A 23,298-nucleotide genomic window follows, 5' to 3' on the forward strand; every position below is an offset into this window, starting at 1 on the left:
CCGGGCCCGGCAGCGCCCCGCGCTTGTCATGGACGCCTCCCGAATGGCTTCGCGAGCCGTCACGGAGTGAATGTCAGCGAGCCGCCCCGGTGGGCGCATGGGTGACTGATGGGCGGCTTTCAAGCAATCGCCGTACTTTCCCGCGTCCGTGCTCGCGCTGATCCTCGCGGCGGGGGCGGGGCTGTTCGCCGGGTCGTACTCCTACGCCATGGCCTCCCCGACCTACGGCGAGGCCGGTCAGGCCATCGAGGAGCAGCGGGTCTTCGCCGCGTTCGTGGTGCGCGGCGCCGACGCGTGTACGCGGCGCTCGGCGCGTTCGCCATCGTCGCGATCGTGGACTGGCTGCTGGGCGCGCTGGATCAACGCGCCGCTGGCTGCCGCTGGGAGCGTCGGTCAACGCCCAGCACCGCTCCCGCGATCACGAATGACGCGACATCATTGTGCCGGCGTGCCGTACACGCTGACCTCAGTGAGGTGGAACGACAGGTTGGCGGTGTTGTGCGTGCCGATCACCCGGACATAGCGGGCCTTCGCCTCAGTGGTCAGGGTGTCTCCGGCGTCGGTCGCGGCCCGGGGGCCTCGGCGGCCGCCGAGGGTGTGCCAGGTGACGCCGTCGAGGCTGCCCTCCAGCCGGTACTCGTAGTAGCGCCCGCCCCCGACATAGTTGCGCACGTTGACGCGTGAGATGTCGTTGACCGTCCCCAGGTCGACCTGCCACCAGGTGGTGTCCCAGGTCATCTGGCTGGCGAAGTACGGCGAGTTGCCCCGGTTGCCGTCGTTCGCGTGCTCCGGGCCCCGGTTCGGCTCCCAGCTCAGCGCCGTAACTGGTTTGCGGAGGCTCTGCAGCGTGTCCCGCGCGCCGTCGCGTGCGGTCGACGGGGTCGATGCGGGATCGGTCAGCACGGCGATCGCCTGCCGGCCGGTGTTCCGGTTGGCCGCGCTGACGAACAAGCCGGCGTCGAGCGTGGCGCCCGCGCCCGGGACGCGGGCCGCCCCGATCACCGACCAGTTCTCGCCGTCGCTGCTGCAGGAGCCGGTCAGCCGGTCGCCGGACTTGCCGATGCGCACGCGTACGGGTGGTGCGAACCCGCCTGCTTCGGCGTACGAGTCGAGCTGCCCGTCGCCGTCGGAATCCCAGCTGAACACGCAGCCGTGACCGGGGGTGACGGCGATGTTCGCGTAGCCGCCGGACCCGGGGGTGGCCAGCTCGTCGCTCACCACCAGCCCGGACCTGGTCCACTCCGACGATCCGTCCTGCCGCAGCACCGTGCTCGCGAGCTGCTGCCCGTCGGCCAGGGCGGCCGGGCGGTAGGCGGTGGCCAGCTCGTTGGTCTCCCGCCAGAGATCCGCGCCACCCGCCGCGATCGCGATCCCGTCTCTTGCGGGAGCGAACTCGGCCGGCGTGTTGCTCATCGTCCGGTACGACGCGGGCGCGGCTCCGGCGATCAGCAGCCGGGTCGAGGCCGTGTCCTGCCGGGCGACGTCGTCAGATCGCCAGGAAGCGGTGACGTCCAGCGCCGGGGTGCCGCCCGGCGCCTCGCCGGCGGGAACGGTCACCGTCCACGTCACGGTGAGCTTGTCGCGCGGGGCGACGTGGTCGGCGCCGGCCGGGGAGGTCGCCTGCACCTGGTATCCCTGCGGGGGATCGAGCCGGAGCGCCACCTTTCCAGTGGGCCGCAACGTGTTGTCGTTGGCGAACACGGCGGTGACCTGTACGGTCCCACCCGGCTTGACGCCCTTGCGGTCGACCCCGACGGTCACCGCGCCGTCCGGCAGCGCGGCCACCCTGCTCGCCTCGACATAGGCGTTGCCACGTGGCTCGGCGGCCAGCCGGGTGCCGGCCCTGGCCCAGTCCTGGGCCACGGCCGGCCAGTCGATCGGCTCGGGGTACTCCTTGCCCGAGCGCAGCGCGCTCTTCAAGCTGTCGAAGAACAGCTGCCACCGCTTCACGTAGTACTGCCCGACGAGGCCGTTCATCTCCCTGCGGGCGTAGTCCTGCAGCCGGGCGCCGGCGGCCCAGAGCGTGACCAGCGACTTGAGGTTGTAGTCCAGGGTCGCTGCTTCGGCCGGAGTGGCGGCCTGCCGGCGGGCCTCCTGCTGCCACACCCCGAGCAGGAAGTTCTCGTCGGTGCCCAGCAGCCGGTCCATCAGTCGCATCTGGTCCATCCACTGGCCGGTCAGGCGCTCGAACCGGCCGAGATCCTTGGCGCGGTAGGCGGCGCGGATCTTGGGTAGCTGCAGCCGGCTGTGGTTGGCCAGCACCTGCCGTGCGACGTCGACGAGGTCGTAGCGGTAGGCGCCGGAACCGCGCAGGCGCGGGTCGACCTGGAGCAGCTCGTCGAGCGCCTTGTCGAAGGTGGCGATGTCGTACTGCAGCGGGTAGCCGGTGTTCGCCAGGCCGGGCTCGTCGTCGTACAGGCCGGTGACGTGCCGTGTGTCGGCGCCGGCGGGCCAGCTGTAGACGGTGTCGAGGAGGATCTGCCATGCCGCCTTGGCGTGCGGGTCCTGGCCGCCGTACCGAGCGGTGGCGTAGTCGTCGAACCACTTGCGCATGTCGACCGGGCCGTCCTGCCACGGCATGTCGGTGAAGAACGCGACCGCGGCCGGGTTGTTGTCGATGGCCTCCGGCATCAGCGCGATGCCGTTCATCGCCGTGCCGGGCTTGCCGCGCCAGGCGTGGAACTTCTCGTTCCACAGCGTCAGCCTGGCGCCGAGGTTGAAATGACCGCCGAAGTTCCAGATGGTGCCGAACGCGTACCCGGTGCCGAAGAAGTCCTTGTCCCGGTCGGTGGTGCCGGATTCCTCGCTGATGCCGTCGACGATGAACATCTTGGTGCGGTCGATGGCCTGGAGCGTCGCCGGCAGAGGGTTGCGCTGCCAGCCCAGGATCGTCCAGAGCGCCTTGGGGTGTGCGGTGTTCAAGGCCCGCTGCACCGCTTGTGACGCCTGCGCGACGTCGACCGTTCCAGCCGTGCCGCCCTCGTGCAGCAGGTCCATCTTGTACATCGTGCTGGCACCGAACAGCCGGGTCTGCACCCGGTAGAACGTGGCGGCGACGCGCGCGAAGATCGGATCCGTCGGGTCGAGCCAGTGGGGGCGTTCGAGCTGGTTCCAGGTGCCCTGCGGGACCGTGTTGGCTCCCGCGTTGCGGACCTTGAAGTCGGTCGGCACGGTGCCGAAATAGCCGGGCAGCACGGGGACCATGCCCAGCGAACGTAGGCGGTCGGCCATCTTGCGGCCGAGTTCGATCCGTTGATCGATGAGTTGCTGGGAGATCGGGCCGTCGGTGCAGCACATGTTCTGCAGCAGCCACCAGGACTGGTGGCCCGGCTGCGGGATCCACTCGCGCATCTGCTGGTCGGAGTAGCCGAACTCCATGAAGGTGCGCTGGTAGACCGCCTCCTGGCCCTCGTAGACGAGCACCTCGTTGATGCCGTGCAGCGCGAGGACGTCGATCCGCCGCTGCCACTCCGGCCAGCTCAGATACGCCCCCGCGTAGCCCTGGTTGGTGTCGTTGAGGGCGAAGCGGTGATCCACCGAGGAGTCCTTGGCGATGGGCGCCGCGGGTAAGGGGAGGCGCTGGGGCAGGTCGACCTGGGAGCCGTTGATCGAGACGTCGGCGTGTGCCACCTGGCGCAGGTAGTGGCCGAACCCGGTCAGCTGAACCGCGGGCGTCGTGCCGGCGACGACGAGGCGGCCGTTCTCGGCGTACACCTCGAACCGGTCCCGGCCCGCGCCCTTGTCGATCGCGCGCAGGGTGACCTGCTTGGCGCGCGATGTCCCGATCAACCGTTCCAGGGCCTGCGCCGCCGGGCTGTCGAGCCGGGCAGCCGCCTCGGCCACTGCCCTGGGCTGGGGGACGAACGGGGCGGCGAGCATCGTGAGCAGGACGGCGAGCACTGTCAGGTATCGCGGTAAAAGGACCGCGGGGCTCTGCGGTTCGCGGGACCGGGTCATCGGGGCGGCCACCTCCGAGGGGGGTGAGTAAGGGGGCCTATTATGTAAAGACTTTTCGTAAACTCTCTGCGAAATATACTGAGCCGCAGGCGACCGAAAGGTCAAGATCTCGCGACAGATGTTCATGAAACGGACAGCGAGGGGCGCGGATGCAGGAGGAACGGCCGGCGGGTACGCCGGTGCTGCGCAGGATGAACCGGGCCGCGGTGCTCGACGCAGTCCGGCGGCGCGCGCCCGAGCCGGTGCGGTTGGCCGAACTCACCCGGCTGACCGAGCTCACCCGCCCGACGGTCGCCCAGGCCGTGGAGGACCTGCTGGCCGCCGGCTGGCTGCGGCAGCACGCACCGCGGCCAGGCGGCGGACGCGCCACGGTGGGCAGACCGGCGACGCGGTTCTCGCTGAACGGCCGTGCGGCGCCCGTGCTCGGCCTGGACGTCGGCCCGCACACCGTGACGGCGGGGATCGCCGACCTGGCCGGTGAGCGCCTCGCGGTGATTCGCCGGGCGGTCAGTCGTCGTGGCGCTCGGCACCTGCTCGAGGCGGTCGATGAGGCGACGGGTGCGGCTCTGGCGACGGCCGGCCTGGCCGCCGAGCAGATCACGGCGGTCACCGCGGCGACGCCGGGCATCGTCGAGGTGACCACCGGCAGAGTGCTGTTCGCCCCGAGTGTGCCGGGCTGGTCGGAGATCGACCTCGCCGGCCGCCTGCGGGCCCGTTTCAGGTGCGCGGTCACGGTGGAGAACGACGCGAACCTGGCCGCGCTGGCGGCCGCCCACCAGCGCACCGGCGCGGGCACCCTGCTCGCGGTCCAGTGGGGCGAGCGGCTCGGAGCCGGTGTCGTCATCGACGGGCGGCTGCATCGGGGGGCGGGCCAGGCAGGTGAGATCGGCTTCATCCGTCCGAACGCTCACCTTCCGGACGCTCACCTTCCGGACGCTCACCTTCCGGACGCTCACCTTCCGGACGCTCACCTTCCGGACGCGGCCGGGGACGGTCGTGGGCCGTTGGAGCGCGCGATCGGCGCCGAGGCGATCGTCGATCTCGCCCGCCGCCGCGCCGCTGAGCATCCGGAGTCCGGGCTCGCCCGCGCGACGGACGCGGCTGCCGTCTTCGCGGCCGCCGCCGGGGGCGATCCGATCGCCGCCGAGGTCGTCGACCGGGTCGCCGCCGTCTTCGCCGAGGCGGTCGCGCCCGTTGTGCTTGTGCTGTCCCCGCACGCGATAGTGATCGGCGGTGGCATCGCCCGAGCCGGCGCGGTCTTGCTGGAGGCGATCGCACGGCACCTCGAAGACCTGCCCCTCACCCCGCCAAGCGTGGAATTGTCGGAGCTGGCCGAGGGCACTGTGCTCACCGGCGCGATCCAGATGGCCCTGGACGAGGTGTGGCGCAACACCCTGACCGTCTGCTGACCTCCGGAAGCGCGGCGTCTCCCCGCTGACGACCACCCAGGCCGCCACGGCCGCCGCCGCTCCGACGATGCCGAACTCGCCGACGCCGCGGGCGCCGAGATCGCTCAGCAGCGTGTCTGGATAATCCAGGAACTCCACATCTATCGGAGGAATGTCGGCGTTGGCGGGGACCAGGTAGTCGGCCATCGTGGCGTTGCCGAACCGGCCCGTCTCCGGCTCGATCCGCAGACCCTCCAGCAGCGCCTGACCGATCCCCATGACGATGCCGCCGACGATCTGGCTGCGGGCCGTCCTGGCGTTGACGATCGTGCCCGCGTCCACCACGGCGCTAGGTCGCGGCACCGCCGGCGCTTGGGAGGATCTGGTGTTCAAGAACGACAAGCGTCGCGATCGCCATCGCGAACGCGACGTTCACCGCCCGGGACGTGGAGTTGTGGGGCGAGGGCACGACCACCGTCGCCTCCGACTCCACGCACGTGCGCCTACGACCAGAACATCTTCACCGAGTGGCATTCGCGGTACGGAGGTCGCGGCATCCTCATCTACTGGCAGAACTACGACCAGATGATCAAGTACGCGACCGCGATCAAACAGGGGCACCGCCTCCACCGAGGCGATCCTGCGCCGCTTCACCGAATCCGCCTCCCACCCGACCTACCAGGCCATGCTGGAGGTCGGCCGTGCGCAGAAGACCATCTTCGTCGCCCGCTACCTCCGTCTCCGGGAACTACAGCGGGAGATCCAGGAAGGGCTCAACGTGGTGGAGTCCTCCAACGGCGCAAACTCGGTGATCTTCTACGGCAAGGGCGGCGACATCTCCACCAACCGGCGCGAGGAACTGGAGATGAGCGTCTTGTGCCTGCGGATCCTGCAGGCCGCGCTCGTGTACATCAACACCCTGATGCTGCAAGACGTCCTGGCCGATCCGGAGTGGGCCAAACTACTCAAGCCCGCCGACCGGCGCGGGCTGACGCCGCCGTTCTGGCAGCACGTCCAGCCCTACGGCGAGGTACGGCTGGACGTCGCCAAGCGGCTGGCACTGAGCGGGGATGTCGCGCAGCCGGGCAGCCTGGAGTAGGTCACGATCGCGTCGTAGTCCGATGCGCGCGAACTCGGCAGGCGGTTGAGCAGTAGCGGCGGCGACGTCCCGTCGCAGGCTGGCTGACGGTCAGCCCGCATGCGGGAGCCTCGCACGGAGTTTCGTTACATGGTGCCGCTGGCGTGGCGCTGCGTGCGGGAGTTTCGTTACGGAGTCGTACAGGGCCTCGTGGGCGTTGAGGGGGCGATCGGACGACAGCACTTGAAATCCGGGGCACAATCCCTGCGGTCTGATCACGGTGGGAGGTCACGCCAGCGTTCGGCCGACGCCAGAGCGTCCAGGCTGATCCGCTCCAGGAACGCACCGCCCCTGGCCAGGCGGCGTCCCACTGGCGTGTCGAGCCCGAGCGTCTGCCCCGCCGCCTTCGTGATCTCCGCCGCCGCGAGTGTCTGCCGCGAGCTGATCACCGTCGAGTGGTACCAGGCGTCGTCGTCGACCACGTAGACGTCGCGCCGTCGCTGCGGATCACGCTCGCGCCTGATCAGGCCCTGCCGGGTCAGGTAGCCCACGGCCATGGAGATCGAGGCGGGACTGACTTTCAGCCCGCGCGACAGTTCGGCCGCGGTGAGCCTGCCGTCCTCGCTCAGCCACAGGCCGATGAGCACGCGTGCCATCATTTTCGGCAGGCCCATCCCGATCGCCATCTCGACGGCTCCCTCTTCCACCTCGAAGACCTTGCGGTCCTGGGGTTCGGCCTCGGGCGAACGGGTCGGGGTGCCGCGCCGCGCCTGCCGCGTTGCCGCCTGGTGCGCCCGCTCGGGCCGGTAGTCGCCGGGGCCGCCGTTGCGGCCGACCTCGCGGCTGATCGTCGAGGTCGGCCGGTCCAGTCGCCTGGCGATCTCGGCGTAGGAGCGGCCTTCGGCCAGGCCGGTCGCGATGCGCTGGCGGTCCTGCCGGGTCAACCTTCCTTCTGACATGACACCACTATTGCGTTCGGTGCCACACAATGCAACGTTTCATTGCATTCAGCTTCATCGTCAACGCATCAATTAATCGCCCTTGACATGCACTTATGCGTATCGATTGATTGACGGAATTTCTGAAAGCAACGTAGCTTTCAATCATGTCGAACACGTACTATCGCGACGATCCGGTCACTCCGTCCCTCGACCGCGGACCCGCCTGTCCCTTCGATCCCGCCCCTTCGCTCACCGCCCTGCGCGCAGAGCTCTACAACTGGTGAGGGCAGACGTGTTCAAGCGCATTCTTCCAGCGCTGGGCCTGCTGATTCTCGCGCCGCTGGTCGGTGAGTATCTGCTGGGCAACGTCGCCATCAGCGCCCTGCCGATGATCATCGGGCTGATCCCACTCTATGGCGGTGGCGCGCTGTTGATCCGTGAGGTCGCACGCCGGTGGCGGCTGGGGTGGCCGGGGATCATTCTGCTCGGGCTCGCTTATGCCGTGATCGAGGAGGGCCTGCTCACCCGGTCGCTGTTCGATCCCGACTACGTCGGGTTGCGGTTGCTCGACTATGGGTTCATTCCGGCGCTGGGCATCGGCGCCTACTGGACCGTGCTCGTTCTGGCCATCCATGGGGTGTGGAGCATCGCGGTGCCGATCTCGATGGTAGAGGCGGGCTCACGCCGGCCGGACACGCCCTGGCTCGGCAAGGTCGGCCTCACTGTGTCAGCCGTCCTGTTCCTGCTAGGCGGCGCGGCGCCCATCGCCCTGGCAGGTCCGGCTCTTTACCCGCTGTCGGCCGCTCAGATTATCTGGACGCTGATCGCGGCCGTCGCCCTGATCATCGCCGCGTTCCTGTCCGTTCGATTCCGCCGCCCCCTTCTCCCGGCCACGCCGGCCAGCCCGTGGACCGTCTTCCTGATCACCATCGCGGCCGGGCTGGCGTTCTGGCTCCCCAGTTTGCTCGCCCTGGTGGGGATCAAGCTGGAGTCCATCGTGCCCGCGTGGATCACGGTCGGCTTCTACCTCGTGCTCTACGCCACGATGACGCTGCTCATCCTGCGCTGGTCCCGGCGCATGGGCTGGAGACCCTGGCACAGGTTCGCCCTGGGAGCCGCCGGCCTGGTCACCTACGCCTGGCACGGCTTCCCTCAGCCGCCGAGTTTCCCAGCGCCCGCGAATGTGGACCTCATGGGCAACGCGGTCTTCGCGCTGGCCGCCCTCGGGCTGCTCGCCTTTGTGGTGGTACGGCTCCGCCGCACCGCTCCGCCAACTTGATCTTTAACCTTGGCGCTTGCGAGATCGCTCCAGATTTCGTAAGAACAAGCTCAGCTTGGCCTTGCCGGCGTAGTAGGTGACCGGGGCAACACCGTGCTCCTTCTACGCCGAGACCGGCTTGTCGGGATCGAGGTGGCGGTAGATCGTGGCGCGGCCCTCGACGATGAGTTCGCGGAGGAACTCGTCGAAGGCGCCGCAGCGATCGGGCACCTGCCACCAGAGGAGTTCGAAGCTCTCTACTACGCTCAACACCAGCCCAACGAACCCGCCGGAATCAACCGTTGAGGTCTCCATCGAAGTCGGGGCGCTTCATGAGTCGCCAGTGGTCATCCTCTGGTCCGGAATGGACTCGATCATGGGCGTCGTCTCCTGCCGTGGTGTGCCGAGTTGGTAGGACAACGAGTCGGGGAAGACTTCGTCCAGCAAGTTCGTTCGCGAGCGGTTGAAGGTGACCTATGAGCCGGCTCGGGTCCGGCGGATCGCCGAGGAGGCGATCCGCCGGGAGGCCCAGAGCAAGGACAACCCAGCGGATCTGATCAGTGTGGCGTTGAATGCGTTGGTCCGCGAGCGGTGTGAGCTGCCCGGCTACACCACGTCGGACTCGATGGCCTCGGCGATCCACACCGAGGTGAACACGGGCATGTTCACTGTCCCAGCCACGTGATCAGGACTCCGAACGGGCCCGGGTGGCTGCCGGGCGAATCCGGCGTGGAGGCCCGGGCCAGTGCGGGAAGAGCTGGTCAACCCGGCCGGTCCAGCAGGCCGGCGTTGTGGGCGAGCAGGGCGGCCTGCACGCGGTTTGTGGCGCCGAGCCGGGCGAAGATCCGGTTGAGGCGACTCTTGACGGTCGCCGCGGTCAGGCCGAGTTCCGCGCCGATCTCGGCGTTCGACATGCCCTCCGCGACCAGCAGCAGTACGTCCATCTCACGCCGGGTGAGCAGTTCCAGCCGATCGTCGGCGCCGGGCGGCGGGGTGGCGATGAAGCTGCGGATGAGGCGTTGCGTCACGGAGGGAGCGAGCATGGCCTCACCCCGCACGACGGTGCGGATGGCGTCGGCGAGATGGTCGGGGGAGGTGTTCTTGAGCAGGAACCCGCTCGCGCCAGCCCGGAGCGCGGAGTGCACGTACTCGTCCAGGTCGAACGTGGTGAGCACGATCACGCGGGGCCGCGGCTCGGGGTGCGGCCACTGGCGCAGGACGCGTTCGGTGGCCTCCACGCCGGTCGCGCGGGGCATCCGCACGTCCATGACGATCACGTCCGGTCGGTGGGCGAACGTGGCGGCCACGGCCTGTTCGCCGTCGGCGGCCACCGCCACCACGCGCAGGTCGTCGTGGCGGTCGACGACCATCCGCAGCGCGCTGCGGACCATCTCCTGGTCGTCGGCGATGAGTACCCGGATCATGTCCGCTCCGCCGTGGGCAGGACGGCCCTGACCCGCCAGCCGTCCCGGTGGGGGCCCGCCTCGAGGGTGCCGCCATACAGAGCAGCGCGTTCCCTGAGCCCGATCATGCCTAGTCCGGAGCCGCTCTCGGCCTCGTGCCCGTGGGCCCTCGGGCCGTTGGTGACGGTGATCGTCAGCGGCGCCTGGGTCAGGCAGACCTCAACGTCGGTCGGCCCGGCGTGCTTGACCACGTTGGTGAGCGCCTCCTGAATGATCCGGTACGCGGACGTCTCGACCGAAGAGCTCAGCCCCTGGGGGAGGCTCGCCGGGCCGGTAACGCGGCATCCAGCCACCTCCACAATCTTGATCAGCCGGTCCAGGTCAGCCAGAGACGCCCGGGGTTCGATCTCCTCGGCGCCGTCGGCCAGCAAGCCGATGATGCGCCGCATGTCCTCCAGCGCTTGATCGGCGGTGGCAGCGATCAGCCGGGCCTGCTCGCTGCCCTCGACGGTACGGGCGGTGAGCGCGATCGCGCTCACCTGGCCTGCTACGACGTCGTGCAGGTCACCGGCGATGCGGGCTCGTTCGGTGAGCACCGCGTGGCGGGCGTTGAGCTCCCGCCCGGCGCGGAGCCGCTCGGCCAGTTCACGCAGTCTCGCCGCGTCCTCGTGAGCACGGCGCCGCTCGTTCCCGGCCAGCCACACGCACACGGGTATCCCGAACAGGAAGGCCGTCAGCGCCGTCCCCTCCAGAACAACCTCGGCCACAGCGGCACCGGACGCCGCCGTACGCGCGAGTTCCGGAACGGCCAACACGGTGCCCACGATCGCAGCGGCGACCAGGCTGCGCGGCCGAGCCGTCCACCGTGCGGCCGAGTACAGCGAGATCATCACGAAGATCATCCCGATCTGCCCCGTCATGTGGGCCCCCACGGTGAACAACCAGACGCAATACCCGGCCACGACCCCGCAGAAGGAGACCCACGGGCGGGTCCGCCGCCACGCCAGCGGCAGCGTCGGCAGGCACATCGCCGCGCCCAGGAGCGCCGCCTGTCCTGTCGACGGGACCGGCCCGATCGCCAGCCAGCCCCCGATGTGCCACACCGAGCAGCCGACGGCCAGTGCGGCGTCGGCCCGGAAGGGATGCTTCGTCATTCCCCTGGATCTATCACGGTGCGATCGGGGCGACGCGACCAAAGTCGCGCGGCGGTTGGTTCCGCAGCATGAGGACCCGGGCGTCGTGACTCCCTAGTGTCGGGAACCCGATCAACGACGGCCCGGCCCGCAAGGAGGCACGTTGCGAGAACCCGAGATCGACCGTCGGCGCTTTCTCGCCGTTTCGGCGGCAGCACCCACCGCTCTGGCGTTGGCCCACCCGTCCTCCCGCCCGTCGTCGCGGACGACCCCCGCCCAGCGCACGCTCCACGACCTGGTCGCCCGGGACGGCCTGCCGGGGGCGCAGGCCGTCATCACCACCCCTGACGGGCGGAGCGTGGAAATCGTCAGCGGGGCCGGGGACCTGCGCACCGGCCGGCCCTTCCCGCGCCTGGCGCGGATCCGGATCGCCAGCAACACCAAGGCGTTCACCGCTACCGCCGTCCTTCAACTCATCGCCGAGGGGCGCGTCGCTCTCGACCGGCCGATCTCTCGCTACCTGCCAGAGATCGACAGCGACGCGACCGTGCGGCAGGTCCTGCGCCACCAGAGCGGGTTTCACGACTTCGCCCACGACGTCACGGAGCACTCGCGGGGCCACTACCGGGCCGCCGACCTGGTCGCCGCTGCGCTGCGCCACCCGCCGGCGTTCGCTCCGGGAACGCGCTGGGAGTACTGCAACACCAACTACCTGGTCGCCGGGCTGCTCATCGAGCGCGTTACCGGCCGGCCGGCGGATGAGGAGATCACCCGCCGGGTCATCCGACCGCTCGCGCTCCGGCACACGTACTGGCCCGGCTACCCCGAGCAGACCCTGCGGGGGCCACACGCCCGCGCGTACAGGCCGCCCGGTCACACCGAGGTGAGGTGGATCAACACCTCCGTCGTGGGGACGGCCGGGGCGCTGGTCTCCACCGGCCAGGACCTGAATCGTTTTTTCACCGCACTGCTCGCCGGGCGCCTGCTGCCGTCCGCGGAGCTGGCCGAGATGCGCCGTACGGTGCCCGCCGACATCGCCGAGGGAGCGGAATGCGGCCTCGGGCTGATCCGCTTCCCGCTCCCGGGCGGCGGGACGTTCTGGGGCCACGGCGGGACGATCGAGGGCACCCGGACCAGGGGCGGCGTCACCGACGGGGGCTTGGCGGTCAACGTCACCGTCAACGAGATCTCCACCGATCCGAACGGGTCGCAGCACGTCGTCGATGCTGCGGCCACCATCCTGAGGAGTTGCAGATGCTGACCACCGCGATCGCGGCCGCCCTCACGCTGGGCCTGGCCGGCGTGCCGGCCGCCGGGCAGACGGCTGCGGGCCCGATGGCCCGCTACACCGGCCAGGCCGTCCAATGGAAGACCTGCCAGGACGCCGACTTGGCCAAGGCAGGCGCCCGCTGCACAGACATCACCGTGCCGCTCGACTACCGCGACCCGGCGGGCCGCACGATCACCGTGGCGATCTCGCGGCTGGCGGCCACCTCCGGGGACCGGATCGGCGTCCTGATGCACGGCACCGGCGGCGGTCCCGGCGGACGCGGCCTCAACGGCCCCCTACTCACCTCCGCCGCCATGGGCCCCGCACTCGCCGGGCGGTACGACCTGATTGGCATGGACCCGCGCGGAGTAGGTCGCAGTACCCGGCTCAACTGTCGGCTGGCCGGGGAATGGCTCCGGTCGGCCGGGCTGGACCGCGCGGGCTTCGAGCGCACCGTCAAGTACGAAAAGGAGCAGGTGGCGCGCTGCCAGAAGCGGCACGCCGACCTTCTGCCTCACATCACCACCCGGAACACGGCCCGCGACATGGATCTGATCCGGACCTTGCTGAAGGCCCCGAAGTTGTCCTACATCGGGACCTCGTACGGCACCTACCTGGGCGCCGTCTACACCCAGATGTTCCCCACCAAGGTCGATCGCGTCGTGCTCGACAGCGCGCTCGACCCGGCCCGCTATCCGGTGCGGACGTTTCCCGGCATAGGCGCGGCCAACGAGCGCTACCTCGACGCCTGGGCCTCCTGGACGGCCGGACGCGACGCCGAGTACGGGCTCGGCGGCACCAGGCGGAAGGTGCGCGCGACGGTCGAGGGGATCATCGCGCGGGCCGCCCGCAAGCCGCTGATACTCGGCGACCATCGAGCCGACGAGCACATCATCCCCTCGATTCTCGCCGGAATCCTCTCCGACGACCGCTACTTCGCACAGCAGGCCGGCATCGTACGAGAACTGCACCGGGCCGCCAAGGGCCAACACGTCGAACCGTCCGGTACGTTGAAGGAGTACCTGAGCCCGCCCGACGCCGACCTCGACAACGCCCTGTCGATGAACGTCGCCGTCTTCTGCGGCGACGCGCCCGCGCCCCGCGACCCCGAGTGGTACTGGCGCAACATCCAGCGCAGCCGCGCCGCCCAGCCGGTGTACGGGCCGCTGGCCAACACCGTGTTCCCCTGCGCCTTCTGGCCGGCAGCGCCCCTGGAGGCGCCCACCAAGGTCCGCAACAACCGGCCGGCGATGATCGTCCAGTCCACGGGCGACACCCGCACCGTGTACGAGGGCGCCGCCGCCCTGCACCGCGCGCTCCCCGCCTCTCGCATGGTCACGCTGCGGAACGTCCGCCGCCACGGGCTCTACGGCATGTACCCCAACCGTTGCGTCACCGAGGCGGTCAACGCCTACCTGGCCTCAGGGGAGCTCCCCAAGACCGACGTGACCTGCAACAGGGAGGCCACGGCTCAACCGCAGTAGGCACAGCGCTGCCGAAGTCGACCCGACGGCGGAAGTGTCAACCCAACGGCTGATCTTTGTTGTTGACGTGCTCAGGGGTTGGCGACGGTGAGGCCATCGAAAGCGATCGATGCGGGCACGAACCCTGGACGGATCGGTCGCCTGTCCGGGTTGCGGGGTGGAGACGGCGCGCGCGCAGGCCATCACGAATGAACAGCCTGCGCCGGCCGAACAGCTCGCCGGCGCGGCCGCCGGCGAGCCGGCCGGCCAGTGGCGGGCCGCCGAAGGCCAGGGCGTAGGCGGTGAACACCAGTCCAGGCCAGGCTCGCGCGTCCGCGATCACCTGGTCCTGCTGCCACCCTGGCAGGCCACGGCAGCAGGCCGAAACGGCATCTGGGTGGTGCTGGCCACCGCGTTCCAACGCCGATCACACGTGACACGCGGCGAATGTGATCTGCCTCACAGCCGGCCGCGCTCGCGCAGGTGCGGCCGGAGTACGACAGAAACACACCGCGTGGTGAAGGCGCCTTGGTGTCAGTGCTTGCGCCGTCGGGCAGCGGGGTCGTGCTCAGCGGTGATGCGGGCGGAGGTCTCCTCGCCCAGGCCGTACGTAGCGGCCGAGGCTGGCCAGGTGCTGGTGGCGGGACTTGGCCTGCAGCTCGGGGGTGGTGCGGCCGGCGGCGGCCAGGTAGGTCAACGCCGAGTGGCGCAACTGATGCAGCGTCCAGCCGTCGCCGTGCGGGTCGAGCTCGGCGGAGGCGGTCTTGAACAGGTACTCGGCGCGGGTAGGACAGGCGGTCGCGTCCGGCGACGGGGCAGACGTCGGCGGCCGCGGGCGCGCGGCGGCCCGAGGCAGGAGCGCGCCGGTCGGCCAGGAACACCGGACAACGTGCGCCGCTTCGGCGATTACGTCTACGACCTGAACGCGCCCCTGGAGGGCATGGAAGTCCACCTCGATCTCGGAGAGGCCGAGGCGACGTGAAGCCGCATCTCCACTGCGAGCAGCCCTCGCAGGAAGTCCTGGTCCCCAGTTGAGTCTCCAGCGGGGGGAGACGTCAAGCTGAGGACATGGACAGCGACATGCTCTATTCCATCGGAGAACTATCCCGCAGGACCGGCTTGACGGTGAAAACCATCCGGTTCTACTCCGACAAGGGCATTGTCCCGCCGACCGACCGGAGCCCGGCGGGCTACCGGCTGTACGGCCTCGACGCACTCGCACGCCTTGGCCTGGCCCGCGCGCTGCGCGATCTCGGGCTCGACCTGGCGACCGTGCACAAGGTGCTGGAGCAGGAGGCGTCCATACCGGACGTCATGGAAGCATGCGCCGACGCCCTGGACGTACAGATCCAAACCCTCCGTCTGCGCCGGGCAGTACTACGAGCACTCGCCAGACGCGACCCCACCACCATGGAGATGGACCTCATGCACCGACTCGCCACGCTCTCCCAGGCCGAACGACGCCGGCTGATAGACGACTTCATCGACGACGCCTTCAGGGATCTTCACGCCAACCCCGAGTTCGTGACCCTGATGCGATCGGCCATGCCCGAGCTGCCCGACGACCCCTCACCCGAACAGGTCGAGGCCTGGGTGGAACTCGCCGAACTCTGCCAGAACGCAGACTTTCGTAGCGCGCTACGCCGCGCAGCCGAAGACCAGGCGCAAGAGCCTTCCCCGCACGACGGCAGGAGGGTGCACGACGGTCTCGACCAAGCGATGCGTGCGCGCATCGACGAAGCCGTATCCGCCGGCGTCCTCCCAGCCTCCGCCAGCACCGTACCCCTTACCGACTTGCTAGGCAGCCTCTACGCCGACGCGTTCGAGCGTACTGACGACGGCGATCTGCGCCGCTGGCTCCTCGCCCGCCTGCAGATATCCGCCGATCCGCACGCCGAGCGCTACTGGCAGCTCCTGGCGACGATCAATGGGTGGCCTGTTTCACCGGCACTCGCTCCCGTTTACACCTGGTTCACCATGGCTCTGCACCGAGAGCGATGACCCGGACAACCCGCGCGCCGCACCAGGGTGGGGCACAGTCGCTCCTCACCCGACCGCGGCGGGCTCGGCGGGTGACGGGCGCGGATGGGTTGCGGAGGTGGGGTCATGCAGAGTTGGTCGTGGTGAAGACGCGGGCAAGCTGGTGGTCGATCATGGCTACGGCGTCCTCGGCGGACCGCTGCCTCAGCAGAACGCTCGACTGCATCCCCTCGGCGCCTGCCACCAGGAACGCGGCCTCGGCCGCGGCGTTGATGTTCAGGAGCACCTGGCCGGACTCCTGCCCTTGCACGAGCAGGCCGGCGACCAGGTTCTCCAGCGCACGCGGTGCGTCTTGGGCGACCTTGGCCAGGGCGGGGTCGGTCAGGAAGCGGACGAAGTAGGCGGCGTACACCAGGTGCCGGCTGCGCCGTTCCTCATCCAGCGGGAGCAGCTCGAACAGCACTCCGCGCACGATCGCGTGCATGCCAGGCGCTTCGCCGAGCTTTGCGAGGCGTTCGCGGGCCCGCTGCTCGGCATCGTCGTTGAGGATCTCCAGCGCGCCGAGCAGCAGCTCATCGCGGGTGCCGAAGTAGTACTGCAGCAGCCGGGCGGAAACCCCGGCCTCCGCGGCGACCTGCCTCAGGGTGACGTCTTCCAGGCCACCGCGGGTGGCTAGGCGCCAGACGGCTTCTGCGATCTGGCGGCGGCGCTGGTCGTGGTCCGCCTGTCGTGGCATGCCATCCGTCCTCGCGACTCGTTTGTGGTGCGATCGTACCAAGACCGATGTTATGGTTCGATCGCACCACAACCTGTGGAGGGCGTGTTCACGCCTGCCGTCACGGCCCTTCGGGGCGATGGGAGACAAAGCACACATGAAGCACGTCACCATGCTGATCATTGGCATGTTGCTGCTGGTCCTGGGAGCACAAGGTGCCATCCGGCTGCTCGCCGACCACGACAACGCCGGGCTGCTCGCATGGCTGCCCGGCGGATTCGCGGTGTGGCTGGCGTGTTACGCGGTGGCCGCCATCGCCGGAGCATTTCTGGCCGGTTGGGGCAGCAAGAAGGCCAAGCAAAGCGGGCACGGGCGATGACCGGCCGCACACCAGCACCGGCCGCGATCCTCGCCCTGCTGGCAAGCGCATGGATGCTCGTGGCGGGCGGCACCCCCGCCCATGCCGACGACATCTCCGACCCAGTCGTCGTGACGGCGTCGGGCAAGGTCCAGGGCACGAATCAGAATGGGGTCCGCCGCTTTCGCGGCATCCCGTACGCCGCCTCGCCCACCGGAGAGCGGCGCTGGCAGCCACCCCAGCCGGCGAGTTCCTGGACCGGCACCCGCGACGCGACGAAGGCAGGACCGGCGTGCATGCAGCCGGAGGCGCCTGATATGCCGAAGGGCACCCCGCAGAGCGAAGACTGCCTGACCCTGGAGGTGACCACACCCGTCCGGCCCGGCAAGGGGCGGCCGGTCATGGTCTGGGCGCCCGGCGGCGGTTTCATCACCGGCGCCGGCTCGATCTACGACCCGGCCCGGCTGGTCAAGGCCGGAGACATCGTGGTCGTGATGGTCAACTACCGGCTCGGCGTGTTCGGCTTCTTCGCCCACCCCGAGCTCGGCGACAGCAGTAACTTCGGCCTGCAGGACCAGGTGGCGGCGCTGCGCTGGGTGCGCGCCAACATCGCCGCGTTCGGCGGGGATCCCGGCAGGGTCACCCTCGCCGGAGCCTCGGCCGGCGCGATGAGCACCTGCACCCTCATGACCTCACCGGCCGCCCGGGGCCTGTTCCACCGGGCGATCGTCCAGAGTGGATCGTGCCGCACCAGCCACCCGGCCGGAGCGATGGGCGAGGGCATGCCCGCGATCTCCTCCTGGCACCCGATCGACACGATCCGAGGCGCCGGCCAGGCCCTGGCCGAGCAGTTGGCCTGCACCGACGTGGCCTGCCTGCGCCGCAAGAGCGCCGGTGAGCTGCTGCCGTACACCGCCCAGTTCCCGCTACTCGCCTACGGCACCAGCCTCCTCCCGCAAGAGCCGGCCACGGTCTTCGCCGCAGGCAAGCAGGCGGCTATACCGCTGCTGCAAGGCAACACCCGCGACGAGCACGTCGAGTTCACCCTGGCCGTCTACCCGAACGGCATCACGGCCGGCCAGTACCCGGCCCTGCTCAAAACCGCCTTCGAGCCGACCGCACCACGTGTCGAGCGACGTTACCCGGCGCGGCGCTTCCCCTCACCCACCGCGGCGGCCAGCCGCGTGTTCAGCGACAGCGGCTGGATCTGCCCCTCCTGGAAGTCCGGCCGTGAGCACGCCAGGAAAGCGCGCACCTACGCCTACGTCTTCGCCGATCCGTCCGCGCCCACCCCCAGCGGACAGTCCCTGCCTGTCCATGTCCGCCCCGCGACCGCGCACGGAGCCGAGACCTTCTACCTGTTCGACTTCCCCGATAGCTCAGGTCTCACCACCGACCAGCGGCGCCTGGCCGCCCGGATCGTCGGCTACTGGACCCGGTTCGTCCGGACCGGCGACCCCAACGGGGCGGGCAGCACGACCTGGCCCCGTCTCGACACCGCCGACCGCGCGCTCAACCTCGCTCCGGAGTCGGTACAACCGATCAACATGAAGAACGCCCACCACTGCGGTCTCTGGTTCTGACGGCTGGATCTCGACCGAGACGCCTCAGCGTGAAAGCTTCCGAGATTAACGCCATCTCGGAAGTACACTCCCAGGGGTGACTTCCGAGATTGCGCATAGCGCGGCGGGGCAGGAGCCTGGATCCGCTTCCGAGTAAGAAGCGCCGTCCGGGCGCCCGCCCCACCCGGCTCCCGCCCGCCCCCGCCAAGCACTGACCACCTTCGCCGACAGCAGCCGCCACAGCAGCACATGGGCAGCCGAGATCTATGCCGCCGCTCGCGCCCGTGGCAAGCGCCACCCGCACGCCATCCGCATCCTCGCCCGCGCCTGGATCCGCGTCATCTGGGCCTGCTGGCGCGACGGCACACCCTACAACCCGGAAACCCACCAAAAGACCACAAAACGCCACCCTTAGCAGGGAGCGGTTGACTCAGGAATCTCGTTGCGGCCCGGGCCGCGCCGGGTCAACACGGGATTCTTACGATCATCCCTTGATCCGATGGCCAATACCGATATGCGCGCCGTTGCGGGGGCGTCATCCAGCGTCCAGTCCTCACAGCGCTTGCCGGGGAAGATCGGGCAGGCGTCGCCGCAGCCCATGGTGATCACCGCGTCGGAGGCGCCATGTCCAGCCCTACGGCGAGGTGCGGCTCGACATGGCCAAGCGCCTGCCTCTCGGTGAGACCACCGGTCCAGGCGGTCGAGCAGTACCGGCGTCGCCGAGGCCCGCGCCCTGCTCGACGAGCACACCGCCCTGCGCGGACCGGGCACGAGCTGGGACCTGCATGAGTACCGCCACTCCGCCCTGACCCATCTCGGCGAACAGGGTGCCTCGCTGTTGATGCTGATGGCGAAGTCCCGGCGCAAGAAGCCGGAGAACGTCCGCCGCTACTTCAAGCCGTCCCCCGAGGCGATCGCCGAGCTCACGAGCCTGCTCGCGCCTGGCGGCGGCAATCGCTGAGCCGCGTTCCTTGATCCTTCTCGGCGGCGACGGCGGAGGCGGACAGGAGCGTCGCACCAGCGAGGCCGCCCCAGAGGGCGGCCGAGCCGTGGGAGGCGAGAGCGGTGATCACCGCCGGGGAGACGGCGAGGCCGAAGCCCGTGGAGAGCTGGAAGCGGGCGAGGGCGCGTCCCAGGAGATGGGCCGGGGCGAGGGCGGTGACGAGCGCGGTGGCGCTGCCGGCATAGATGATCTCGCCGATGGTGCAGGCCACGGACACCGTGGCGACGGCCGGGGCACCCCAACCGTGTCCCAGCGAGGTGGCCGCGAGGAAGCCGAGGTAGGACGCGGTGAGGACCACGCCGGCGAGAGCCAGCACGGTCCGCCGGGGGAAGCGGGACATCAGGACGGTGACCGGAACCTGCAGGGTGACCACCAGCACCGTGTTGGCCACGAAGATGATTGCCGACCACACCGGGGAGGCGTGCATCTGTGTCACCAGGACCAGGGGGAGCGCGATTTCGGGAACGTTGAGGCAGAAGACGTAGATCACGTTGGCGGCCAGCAGCGCGCGCATCCGGGGTGCGGGCTCGTCGTCCCTGTCCTTGGCCGCGGCAGCGGCCGGATGAGCGTGCACGTGGACCGACCATGCCAAGGCCGCCGCGGCGAGGTATGCGAGCCCGGTGACGGCTGCCAGCGCCTGCACTGCGGTGGTGCCGCCCGCCAGGCACGCGGTGGCGAGGAGTGCGCCCGCGCCCAGGCCGGCGTTGCGCAGGGCGCGGGTTGCCGCGAGTGCGGCGTCGCGTTCGCGGCCGTGGGCGACCGTGGCCACGAGGGCCGCATGGGCGGCCGGCCATGCCTGGTTGCCGATGCCGAGGAAGAGTGCCGCTGTCGCGAACAGCCAGACGTTCCCCGCCGGGGTGGCCAGCAGCAGCGCCACGCCCAGCACCCGCACCAGCATCGACGCTGCCACGACCGTGCTGCGTGCGCCCCGGTCCAGCCATCGGCCGACCGCGGGCATGCACACCAGACCCACGACGACGCCGACCGTCATGGCGATGCCGGTGGCCGGCGCGGACAGCCTCAGCACCATCACCCCGTAGAGCAGCAGGAAGGGCCGCAACAGGCCGGTGCCGAGCGCGTCCACGGCCAGGGCGACGGCATAGCGGGGGCCTCCGCAGGCACGGACGAGGGCGCGGGGCCGGATCTTGGTGGTGGTTGCCATGGCGTCAACAGTGCGTTCGGCCGCCGGGCCGACTGTGTCGATTGACGGAGAGCGTCAATCGACGCGGTCGTCGGCCGTCCGACCAGCGAGGATGAGGGGATGACGTTGAGGATCGACATCGGCGGCCTGCCGTCCGGGCGAGTGCGGTTCGCCGCCTCCCCGCTGGCCGAGCTGACCGCGATGCTGCACGTGCTGGCCGAACCCGGGCATCACCCGCAGCTCGCCGGCTGGGCCGGGGACGTCTGGGCTGGGCTGCGGCCGGAGCTGGCAGAGCGGCTCAGGGAGGCGGAGTTCCTCTGGCGTTCCTCACGAGCCGATTTCCTGGTCCCCGCGCGTCCTCGGCTGACCCTCGCCGAGGAGCTGGACGATGTGGACCGGATCGACGATGAAACCTATGTGACCGCCGCGCTCATCACCACGTGCGGCAGCAACCGGGTCCACTTCTCCGCGCCGTCACCGCTCACCGACGCGACAGCGCGCGAGCGGGCCCTGGACCTGGCCCAGGCCCGCGGCGCGCTGCAGGAGGCCTTCGCGGAACGGCTGCTCGCGGACCCGGCCGCTGTGCGGGCGCGGGTGCGTCACACCCTCGAACAGTGCGCCGAGGCCTTCTTCGACGCCGCCTGGACGGGCGTCGCCGTGCAACTCGCCACCGACCTGCGCCTGAAGAACGACCTGCTGAAGCACCAGGGCATCGGGGCGGCACTCGCGTCAATCTCCAGCGCCGTCACCCTGGCGCCGGACGGCAACTGCATCATCGTGGACAAGCTGCAGGACAATGCGACCGCCGCCCACGGTACCGGGGTCACCTTCCTCCCCAGCGTCTTCGGCCGCCCGCACCTGGTGGTGGTCCACGCGCCCGGGTGGCAGCCGGTGGTGCAGTACCCCGTCGCCGAGGCAAGTCCATCGGAGCCGGTATCGCTGGAAACGGTCACGCTACGTCTGGAGGCACTCGCGCATCCGGTACGGCTGCGGCTGCTGCGCACCCTGGCCCGCGGCCCGCACACCACCGGTGAGCTGGCCCACGCCTGGGAACTTTCACCCCCGGAGGTTTCCCGCCACCTCGCTGTCCTGCGCCGCGCGGGCCTGCTCACGGCCCGGCGGCACGGTCGTTACGTCCGTTACACCGTCAATCTGCCCGAGCTGACGGCGCTGGGCGCCGACCTGCTGACGGCCGTACTGCGCTGAGTAGCTTCGGTCGGGCGCGCTCGAGCTCCTCTGCCGTCCATCATGGCCACGAGGGTCAGGCACGACAGCACCCGCCCGCCGTCCACGTGCACGGTGCAGGCCCCGCACTGCCCGCAGTCGCAGCCCTTTCTACGTGCCGGTCAGCTCCAGCCGCTCCCGCAGGGTGTCGGGCAGCGTCGTCCGTGGGTCCACGCGGAGCCGCTCGGCGGTTCCGTTCACCATGAACGCCACCTCGACCGTGCCGTCCGCGGCCTGTCCCGGCAAGCGCCGCCGGAAGAGATCAGCGGTTACTTCCTCCGATGACTGGCGGCGCGTGCAGCAGCCTCAAGATCAGTCCTCAATCCCCGTTGAGCGGATCGCGCCGCAGCACGAGCTTGGTGGTTCGGGCGCGATACGCCTCGGGTGCCTGATCCCACTCGGCGGTCAGCGTGGTGACGCGTTCGGCGGGGAAGCCGGTGCGACGCATCGATTCCAGCAGCTCGGGCAGGATCGCGCGGGTGTGGGAGACGCCCAGGTGGAGGGTGGCGTCGGTCACGTACATACGCATCAGCGGCACCCGGGTGCCGGTCGCCAGGTAGTAGCCGACCGCGGTGCAGATGCCTCCGGGCGCCAGAGCGCGCATGGCCTGCCGTACCCCCGAAGCCGTGGAAGTGGCTTCGACGGCGACGTCGTAATCGCCTTCGGCTCGGGCGGGAGTGCGGGCGCCGAGGGAGGCGGCGAGTTGCCTGCGGTGCGGGCTGCGGTCCACGTAGTCCACGACCGCGGCGCCGTGGGCGGCCGCCAGTCCGGCCGCGTACAGCCCGATGCTCCTGGCGCCGCCGCCGAGGATCAGGACCCGGCCGCCGGGCCGTACCCGGAGTGGCTGCACGACGGCTCGCCAGGCGTCTGCCAGGTTGTCACTGGCGGCAGCCACGCGCAGCGCGGGGATGCCGTCAGGGACGGGGACGAGCATGTGGTTGGCGTACGGCACGCGGAACCGGTCGGCGATCATCCCGCCCCATGGGCCGCAGGAGGGGCCGAAGCCGTAGGCGGCCAGGGTGCCGGCAGCGCGGGCGCACTTGGCGGTCAGCCCCCGCAGGCAGCGTGGGCAGGTGCCGCAGGAGACCGCCCACGGCACGATCACCCGCTGGCCGATGGTCACGGCGGTCACGTCGGGTCCGGTCTCGACGACCTCGGCGACACATTCGTGGCCGATCGAGAAGGGGCCCTTGAAGGGCACCGGACCGACGATGTTCGCCACGACCGGGTCGATCAGGCCGAGGGCCAGGCCGGTCTGCATGACACGTGATACGGGGCGGTGGATCGGCACGGTGTCGCCGTCGCAGCGGCCGGCGATGAAGGGGCGGACGATGACGTCGTCGGGTTCACACAGCCGGGGCTCCGCGGCCTCGTGCCAGGCCAGTCTGCCGCTGCGCTCGAATCTCAGCTCACGCATGCTATCC

At 70.0% G+C, this 23,298-nt stretch carries 19 protein-coding genes and 3 pseudogenes; 10 read left to right on the top strand and 12 right to left on the bottom strand.

From position 1 onward, the window contains the following. Positions 1-435: 435 nt before the first annotated feature. On the bottom strand, positions 436-3,957 hold the full coding sequence (locus ABN273_RS33075; protein ID WP_349453007.1) for an alpha-N-acetylglucosaminidase TIM-barrel domain-containing protein: 3,522 nt from the start codon (positions 3,955-3,957) through the stop codon (positions 436-438). 149 nt (positions 3,958-4,106) lie between these two features. On the opposite strand from ABN273_RS33075, the gene ABN273_RS33080 reads away from it, so the two are divergent. After that, entirely contained in the window at positions 4,107-5,366 is a 1,260-nt protein-coding gene (locus ABN273_RS33080; RefSeq protein WP_349453008.1) for an ROK family transcriptional regulator, read from the top strand. A 159-nt stretch (positions 5,367-5,525) separates the two neighbouring features. On the opposite strand, the pseudogene ABN273_RS33085 reads toward ABN273_RS33080, so the two are convergent. Further along, positions 5,526-5,708 (bottom strand): annotated as a pseudogene (locus tag ABN273_RS33085) (molybdopterin cofactor-binding domain-containing protein); the annotation flags it as partial. A 53-nt stretch (positions 5,709-5,761) separates the two neighbouring features. Here ABN273_RS33085 and ABN273_RS33090 point away from each other — a divergent pair. Beyond that, positions 5,762-6,444 (top strand): annotated as a pseudogene (locus ABN273_RS33090) (Tn3 family transposase); the annotation flags it as partial. Positions 6,445-6,698: 254 nt separating this feature from the next. Here the strand turns inward: ABN273_RS33090 and ABN273_RS33095 are convergent. Beyond that, positions 6,699-7,382 carry a helix-turn-helix domain-containing protein gene (locus ABN273_RS33095; protein ID WP_349453009.1) on the bottom strand — a complete coding sequence of 228 codons (684 nt, stop codon included), beginning with the start codon at positions 7,380-7,382 and terminating at the stop codon, positions 6,699-6,701. Between the two features lie 274 nt (positions 7,383-7,656). On the opposite strand from ABN273_RS33095, the gene ABN273_RS33100 reads away from it, so the two are divergent. Further along, positions 7,657-8,643: a hypothetical protein gene (locus tag ABN273_RS33100; protein WP_349453011.1), complete on the top strand. Its 987-nt coding sequence runs from the start codon at positions 7,657-7,659 to the stop codon at positions 8,641-8,643. Positions 8,644-8,745: 102 nt separating this feature from the next. Here ABN273_RS33100 and ABN273_RS33105 read toward each other — a convergent pair whose 3' ends face one another. Then, positions 8,746-8,895, bottom strand: coding sequence for a hypothetical protein (locus ABN273_RS33105; protein WP_349453012.1), 150 nt, complete (start codon positions 8,893-8,895; stop codon positions 8,746-8,748). A gap of 190 nt (positions 8,896-9,085) precedes the next feature. On the opposite strand from ABN273_RS33105, the gene ABN273_RS33110 reads away from it, so the two are divergent. Then, complete coding sequence (locus ABN273_RS33110) at positions 9,086-9,307, top strand: DUF4158 domain-containing protein (RefSeq protein WP_349453013.1); 222 nt, start codon at positions 9,086-9,088, stop codon at positions 9,305-9,307. A 76-nt stretch (positions 9,308-9,383) separates the two neighbouring features. Here ABN273_RS33110 and ABN273_RS33115 read toward each other — a convergent pair whose 3' ends face one another. After that, positions 9,384-10,046 (bottom strand): response regulator transcription factor, encoded by a 663-nt coding sequence (locus ABN273_RS33115; RefSeq protein ID WP_349453014.1) that lies wholly within the window; start codon positions 10,044-10,046, stop codon positions 9,384-9,386. Continuing rightward, positions 10,043-11,179, bottom strand: coding sequence for a sensor histidine kinase (locus ABN273_RS33120; protein ID WP_349453015.1), 1,137 nt, complete (start codon positions 11,177-11,179; stop codon positions 10,043-10,045). The genes ABN273_RS33115 and ABN273_RS33120 overlap by 4 nt, the downstream gene beginning before the upstream one ends. A 142-nt stretch (positions 11,180-11,321) precedes the next feature. Here ABN273_RS33120 and ABN273_RS33125 point away from each other — a divergent pair, with 142 nt between their 5' ends. Together ABN273_RS33125 and ABN273_RS33130 are read left to right on the top strand one after the other, a co-directional pair. Beyond that, positions 11,322-12,419, top strand: a complete 1,098-nt coding sequence (locus ABN273_RS33125) for a serine hydrolase domain-containing protein (protein ID WP_349453016.1) — start codon at positions 11,322-11,324, stop codon at positions 12,417-12,419. Next, positions 12,413-13,912, top strand: coding sequence for an alpha/beta hydrolase (locus tag ABN273_RS33130; RefSeq protein WP_349453017.1), 1,500 nt, complete (start codon positions 12,413-12,415; stop codon positions 13,910-13,912). The genes ABN273_RS33125 and ABN273_RS33130 overlap by 7 nt, the downstream gene beginning before the upstream one ends. Positions 13,913-13,949: 37 nt before the next feature. Here ABN273_RS33130 and ABN273_RS33135 read toward each other — a convergent pair whose 3' ends face one another. Then, positions 13,950-14,201 (bottom strand): hypothetical protein, encoded by a 252-nt coding sequence (locus ABN273_RS33135; RefSeq protein WP_349453018.1) that lies wholly within the window; start codon positions 14,199-14,201, stop codon positions 13,950-13,952. A 258-nt stretch (positions 14,202-14,459) separates the two neighbouring features. Continuing rightward, complete coding sequence (locus tag ABN273_RS33140) at positions 14,460-14,843, bottom strand: site-specific integrase (RefSeq protein WP_349453019.1); 384 nt, start codon at positions 14,841-14,843, stop codon at positions 14,460-14,462. 116 nt (positions 14,844-14,959) lie between these two features. Here ABN273_RS33140 and ABN273_RS33145 point away from each other — a divergent pair, with 116 nt between their 5' ends. After that, positions 14,960-15,892, top strand: coding sequence for a MerR family transcriptional regulator (locus ABN273_RS33145; protein WP_349453020.1), 933 nt, complete (start codon positions 14,960-14,962; stop codon positions 15,890-15,892). Positions 15,893-15,995: 103 nt separating this feature from the next. On the opposite strand, the gene ABN273_RS33150 is transcribed toward ABN273_RS33145, so the two are convergent. After that, complete coding sequence (locus tag ABN273_RS33150; protein ID WP_349453021.1) at positions 15,996-16,607, bottom strand: TetR/AcrR family transcriptional regulator; 612 nt, start codon at positions 16,605-16,607, stop codon at positions 15,996-15,998. 136 nt (positions 16,608-16,743) lie between these two features. Between ABN273_RS33150 and ABN273_RS33155 the strand changes: the two genes are divergently transcribed. Next, positions 16,744-16,965, top strand: coding sequence for a hypothetical protein (locus ABN273_RS33155; protein WP_349453022.1), 222 nt, complete (start codon positions 16,744-16,746; stop codon positions 16,963-16,965). Continuing rightward, on the top strand, positions 16,962-18,527 hold the full coding sequence (locus ABN273_RS33160; RefSeq protein WP_349453023.1) for a carboxylesterase/lipase family protein: 1,566 nt from the start codon (positions 16,962-16,964) through the stop codon (positions 18,525-18,527). The genes ABN273_RS33155 and ABN273_RS33160 overlap by 4 nt, the downstream gene beginning before the upstream one ends. Before the next feature lie 390 nt (positions 18,528-18,917). On the opposite strand, the pseudogene ABN273_RS59720 reads toward ABN273_RS33160, so the two are convergent. Both ABN273_RS59720 and ABN273_RS33170 read right to left on the bottom strand, forming a co-directional pair. Then, positions 18,918-19,127: pseudogene (locus ABN273_RS59720) on the bottom strand (hypothetical protein); the annotation flags it as partial. A gap of 302 nt (positions 19,128-19,429) precedes the next feature. Next, positions 19,430-20,671, bottom strand: a complete 1,242-nt coding sequence (locus ABN273_RS33170; protein WP_349453024.1) for an MFS transporter — start codon at positions 20,669-20,671, stop codon at positions 19,430-19,432. A gap of 99 nt (positions 20,672-20,770) precedes the next feature. Here ABN273_RS33170 and ABN273_RS33175 point away from each other — a divergent pair, with 99 nt between their 5' ends. Further along, a complete protein-coding gene (locus ABN273_RS33175; protein ID WP_349453025.1) occupies positions 20,771-21,856 on the top strand; it encodes a DUF5937 family protein in 1,086 nt (361 codons plus the stop codon). Positions 21,857-22,193: 337 nt separating this feature from the next. Here the strand turns inward: ABN273_RS33175 and ABN273_RS33185 are convergent, their stop codons facing one another. Beyond that, a complete protein-coding gene (locus tag ABN273_RS33185; protein ID WP_349453026.1) occupies positions 22,194-23,291 on the bottom strand; it encodes a zinc-dependent alcohol dehydrogenase in 1,098 nt (365 codons plus the stop codon). Between the last annotated feature and the right edge of the window lie 7 nt (positions 23,292-23,298).

This window comes from Nonomuraea sp. B19D2, assembly GCF_040137845.1.
Lineage (GTDB): Bacteria > Actinomycetota > Actinomycetes > Streptosporangiales > Streptosporangiaceae > Nonomuraea.

What these genes read in the sequence shown, in the direction of transcription:
- ABN273_RS33075 (WP_349453007.1), bottom strand. Translation starts at nt 3,957, where the DNA reads ATGACCCGGTCCCGCGAACCGCAGAGCCCCGCGGTCCTTTTACCGCGA.
- ABN273_RS33095 (WP_349453009.1), bottom strand. Translation starts at nt 7,382, where the DNA reads ATGTCAGAAGGAAGGTTGACCCGGCAGGACCGCCAGCGCATCGCGACC.
- ABN273_RS33130 (WP_349453017.1), top strand. Translation starts at nt 12,413, where the DNA reads ATGCTGACCACCGCGATCGCGGCCGCCCTCACGCTGGGCCTGGCCGGC.
- ABN273_RS33185 (WP_349453026.1), bottom strand. Translation starts at nt 23,291, where the DNA reads ATGCGTGAGCTGAGATTCGAGCGCAGCGGCAGACTGGCCTGGCACGAG.
- ABN273_RS33115 (WP_349453014.1), bottom strand. Translation starts at nt 10,046, where the DNA reads ATGATCCGGGTACTCATCGCCGACGACCAGGAGATGGTCCGCAGCGCG.
- ABN273_RS33150 (WP_349453021.1), bottom strand. Translation starts at nt 16,607, where the DNA reads ATGCCACGACAGGCGGACCACGACCAGCGCCGCCGCCAGATCGCAGAA.
- ABN273_RS33080 (WP_349453008.1), top strand. Translation starts at nt 4,107, where the DNA reads ATGCAGGAGGAACGGCCGGCGGGTACGCCGGTGCTGCGCAGGATGAAC.
- ABN273_RS33120 (WP_349453015.1), bottom strand. Translation starts at nt 11,179, where the DNA reads ATGACGAAGCATCCCTTCCGGGCCGACGCCGCACTGGCCGTCGGCTGC.
- ABN273_RS33170 (WP_349453024.1), bottom strand. Translation starts at nt 20,671, where the DNA reads ATGGCAACCACCACCAAGATCCGGCCCCGCGCCCTCGTCCGTGCCTGC.
- ABN273_RS33160 (WP_349453023.1), top strand. Translation starts at nt 16,962, where the DNA reads ATGACCGGCCGCACACCAGCACCGGCCGCGATCCTCGCCCTGCTGGCA.
- ABN273_RS33145 (WP_349453020.1), top strand. Translation starts at nt 14,960, where the DNA reads ATGGACAGCGACATGCTCTATTCCATCGGAGAACTATCCCGCAGGACC.
- ABN273_RS33155 (WP_349453022.1), top strand. Translation starts at nt 16,744, where the DNA reads ATGAAGCACGTCACCATGCTGATCATTGGCATGTTGCTGCTGGTCCTG.
- ABN273_RS33175 (WP_349453025.1), top strand. Translation starts at nt 20,771, where the DNA reads ATGACGTTGAGGATCGACATCGGCGGCCTGCCGTCCGGGCGAGTGCGG.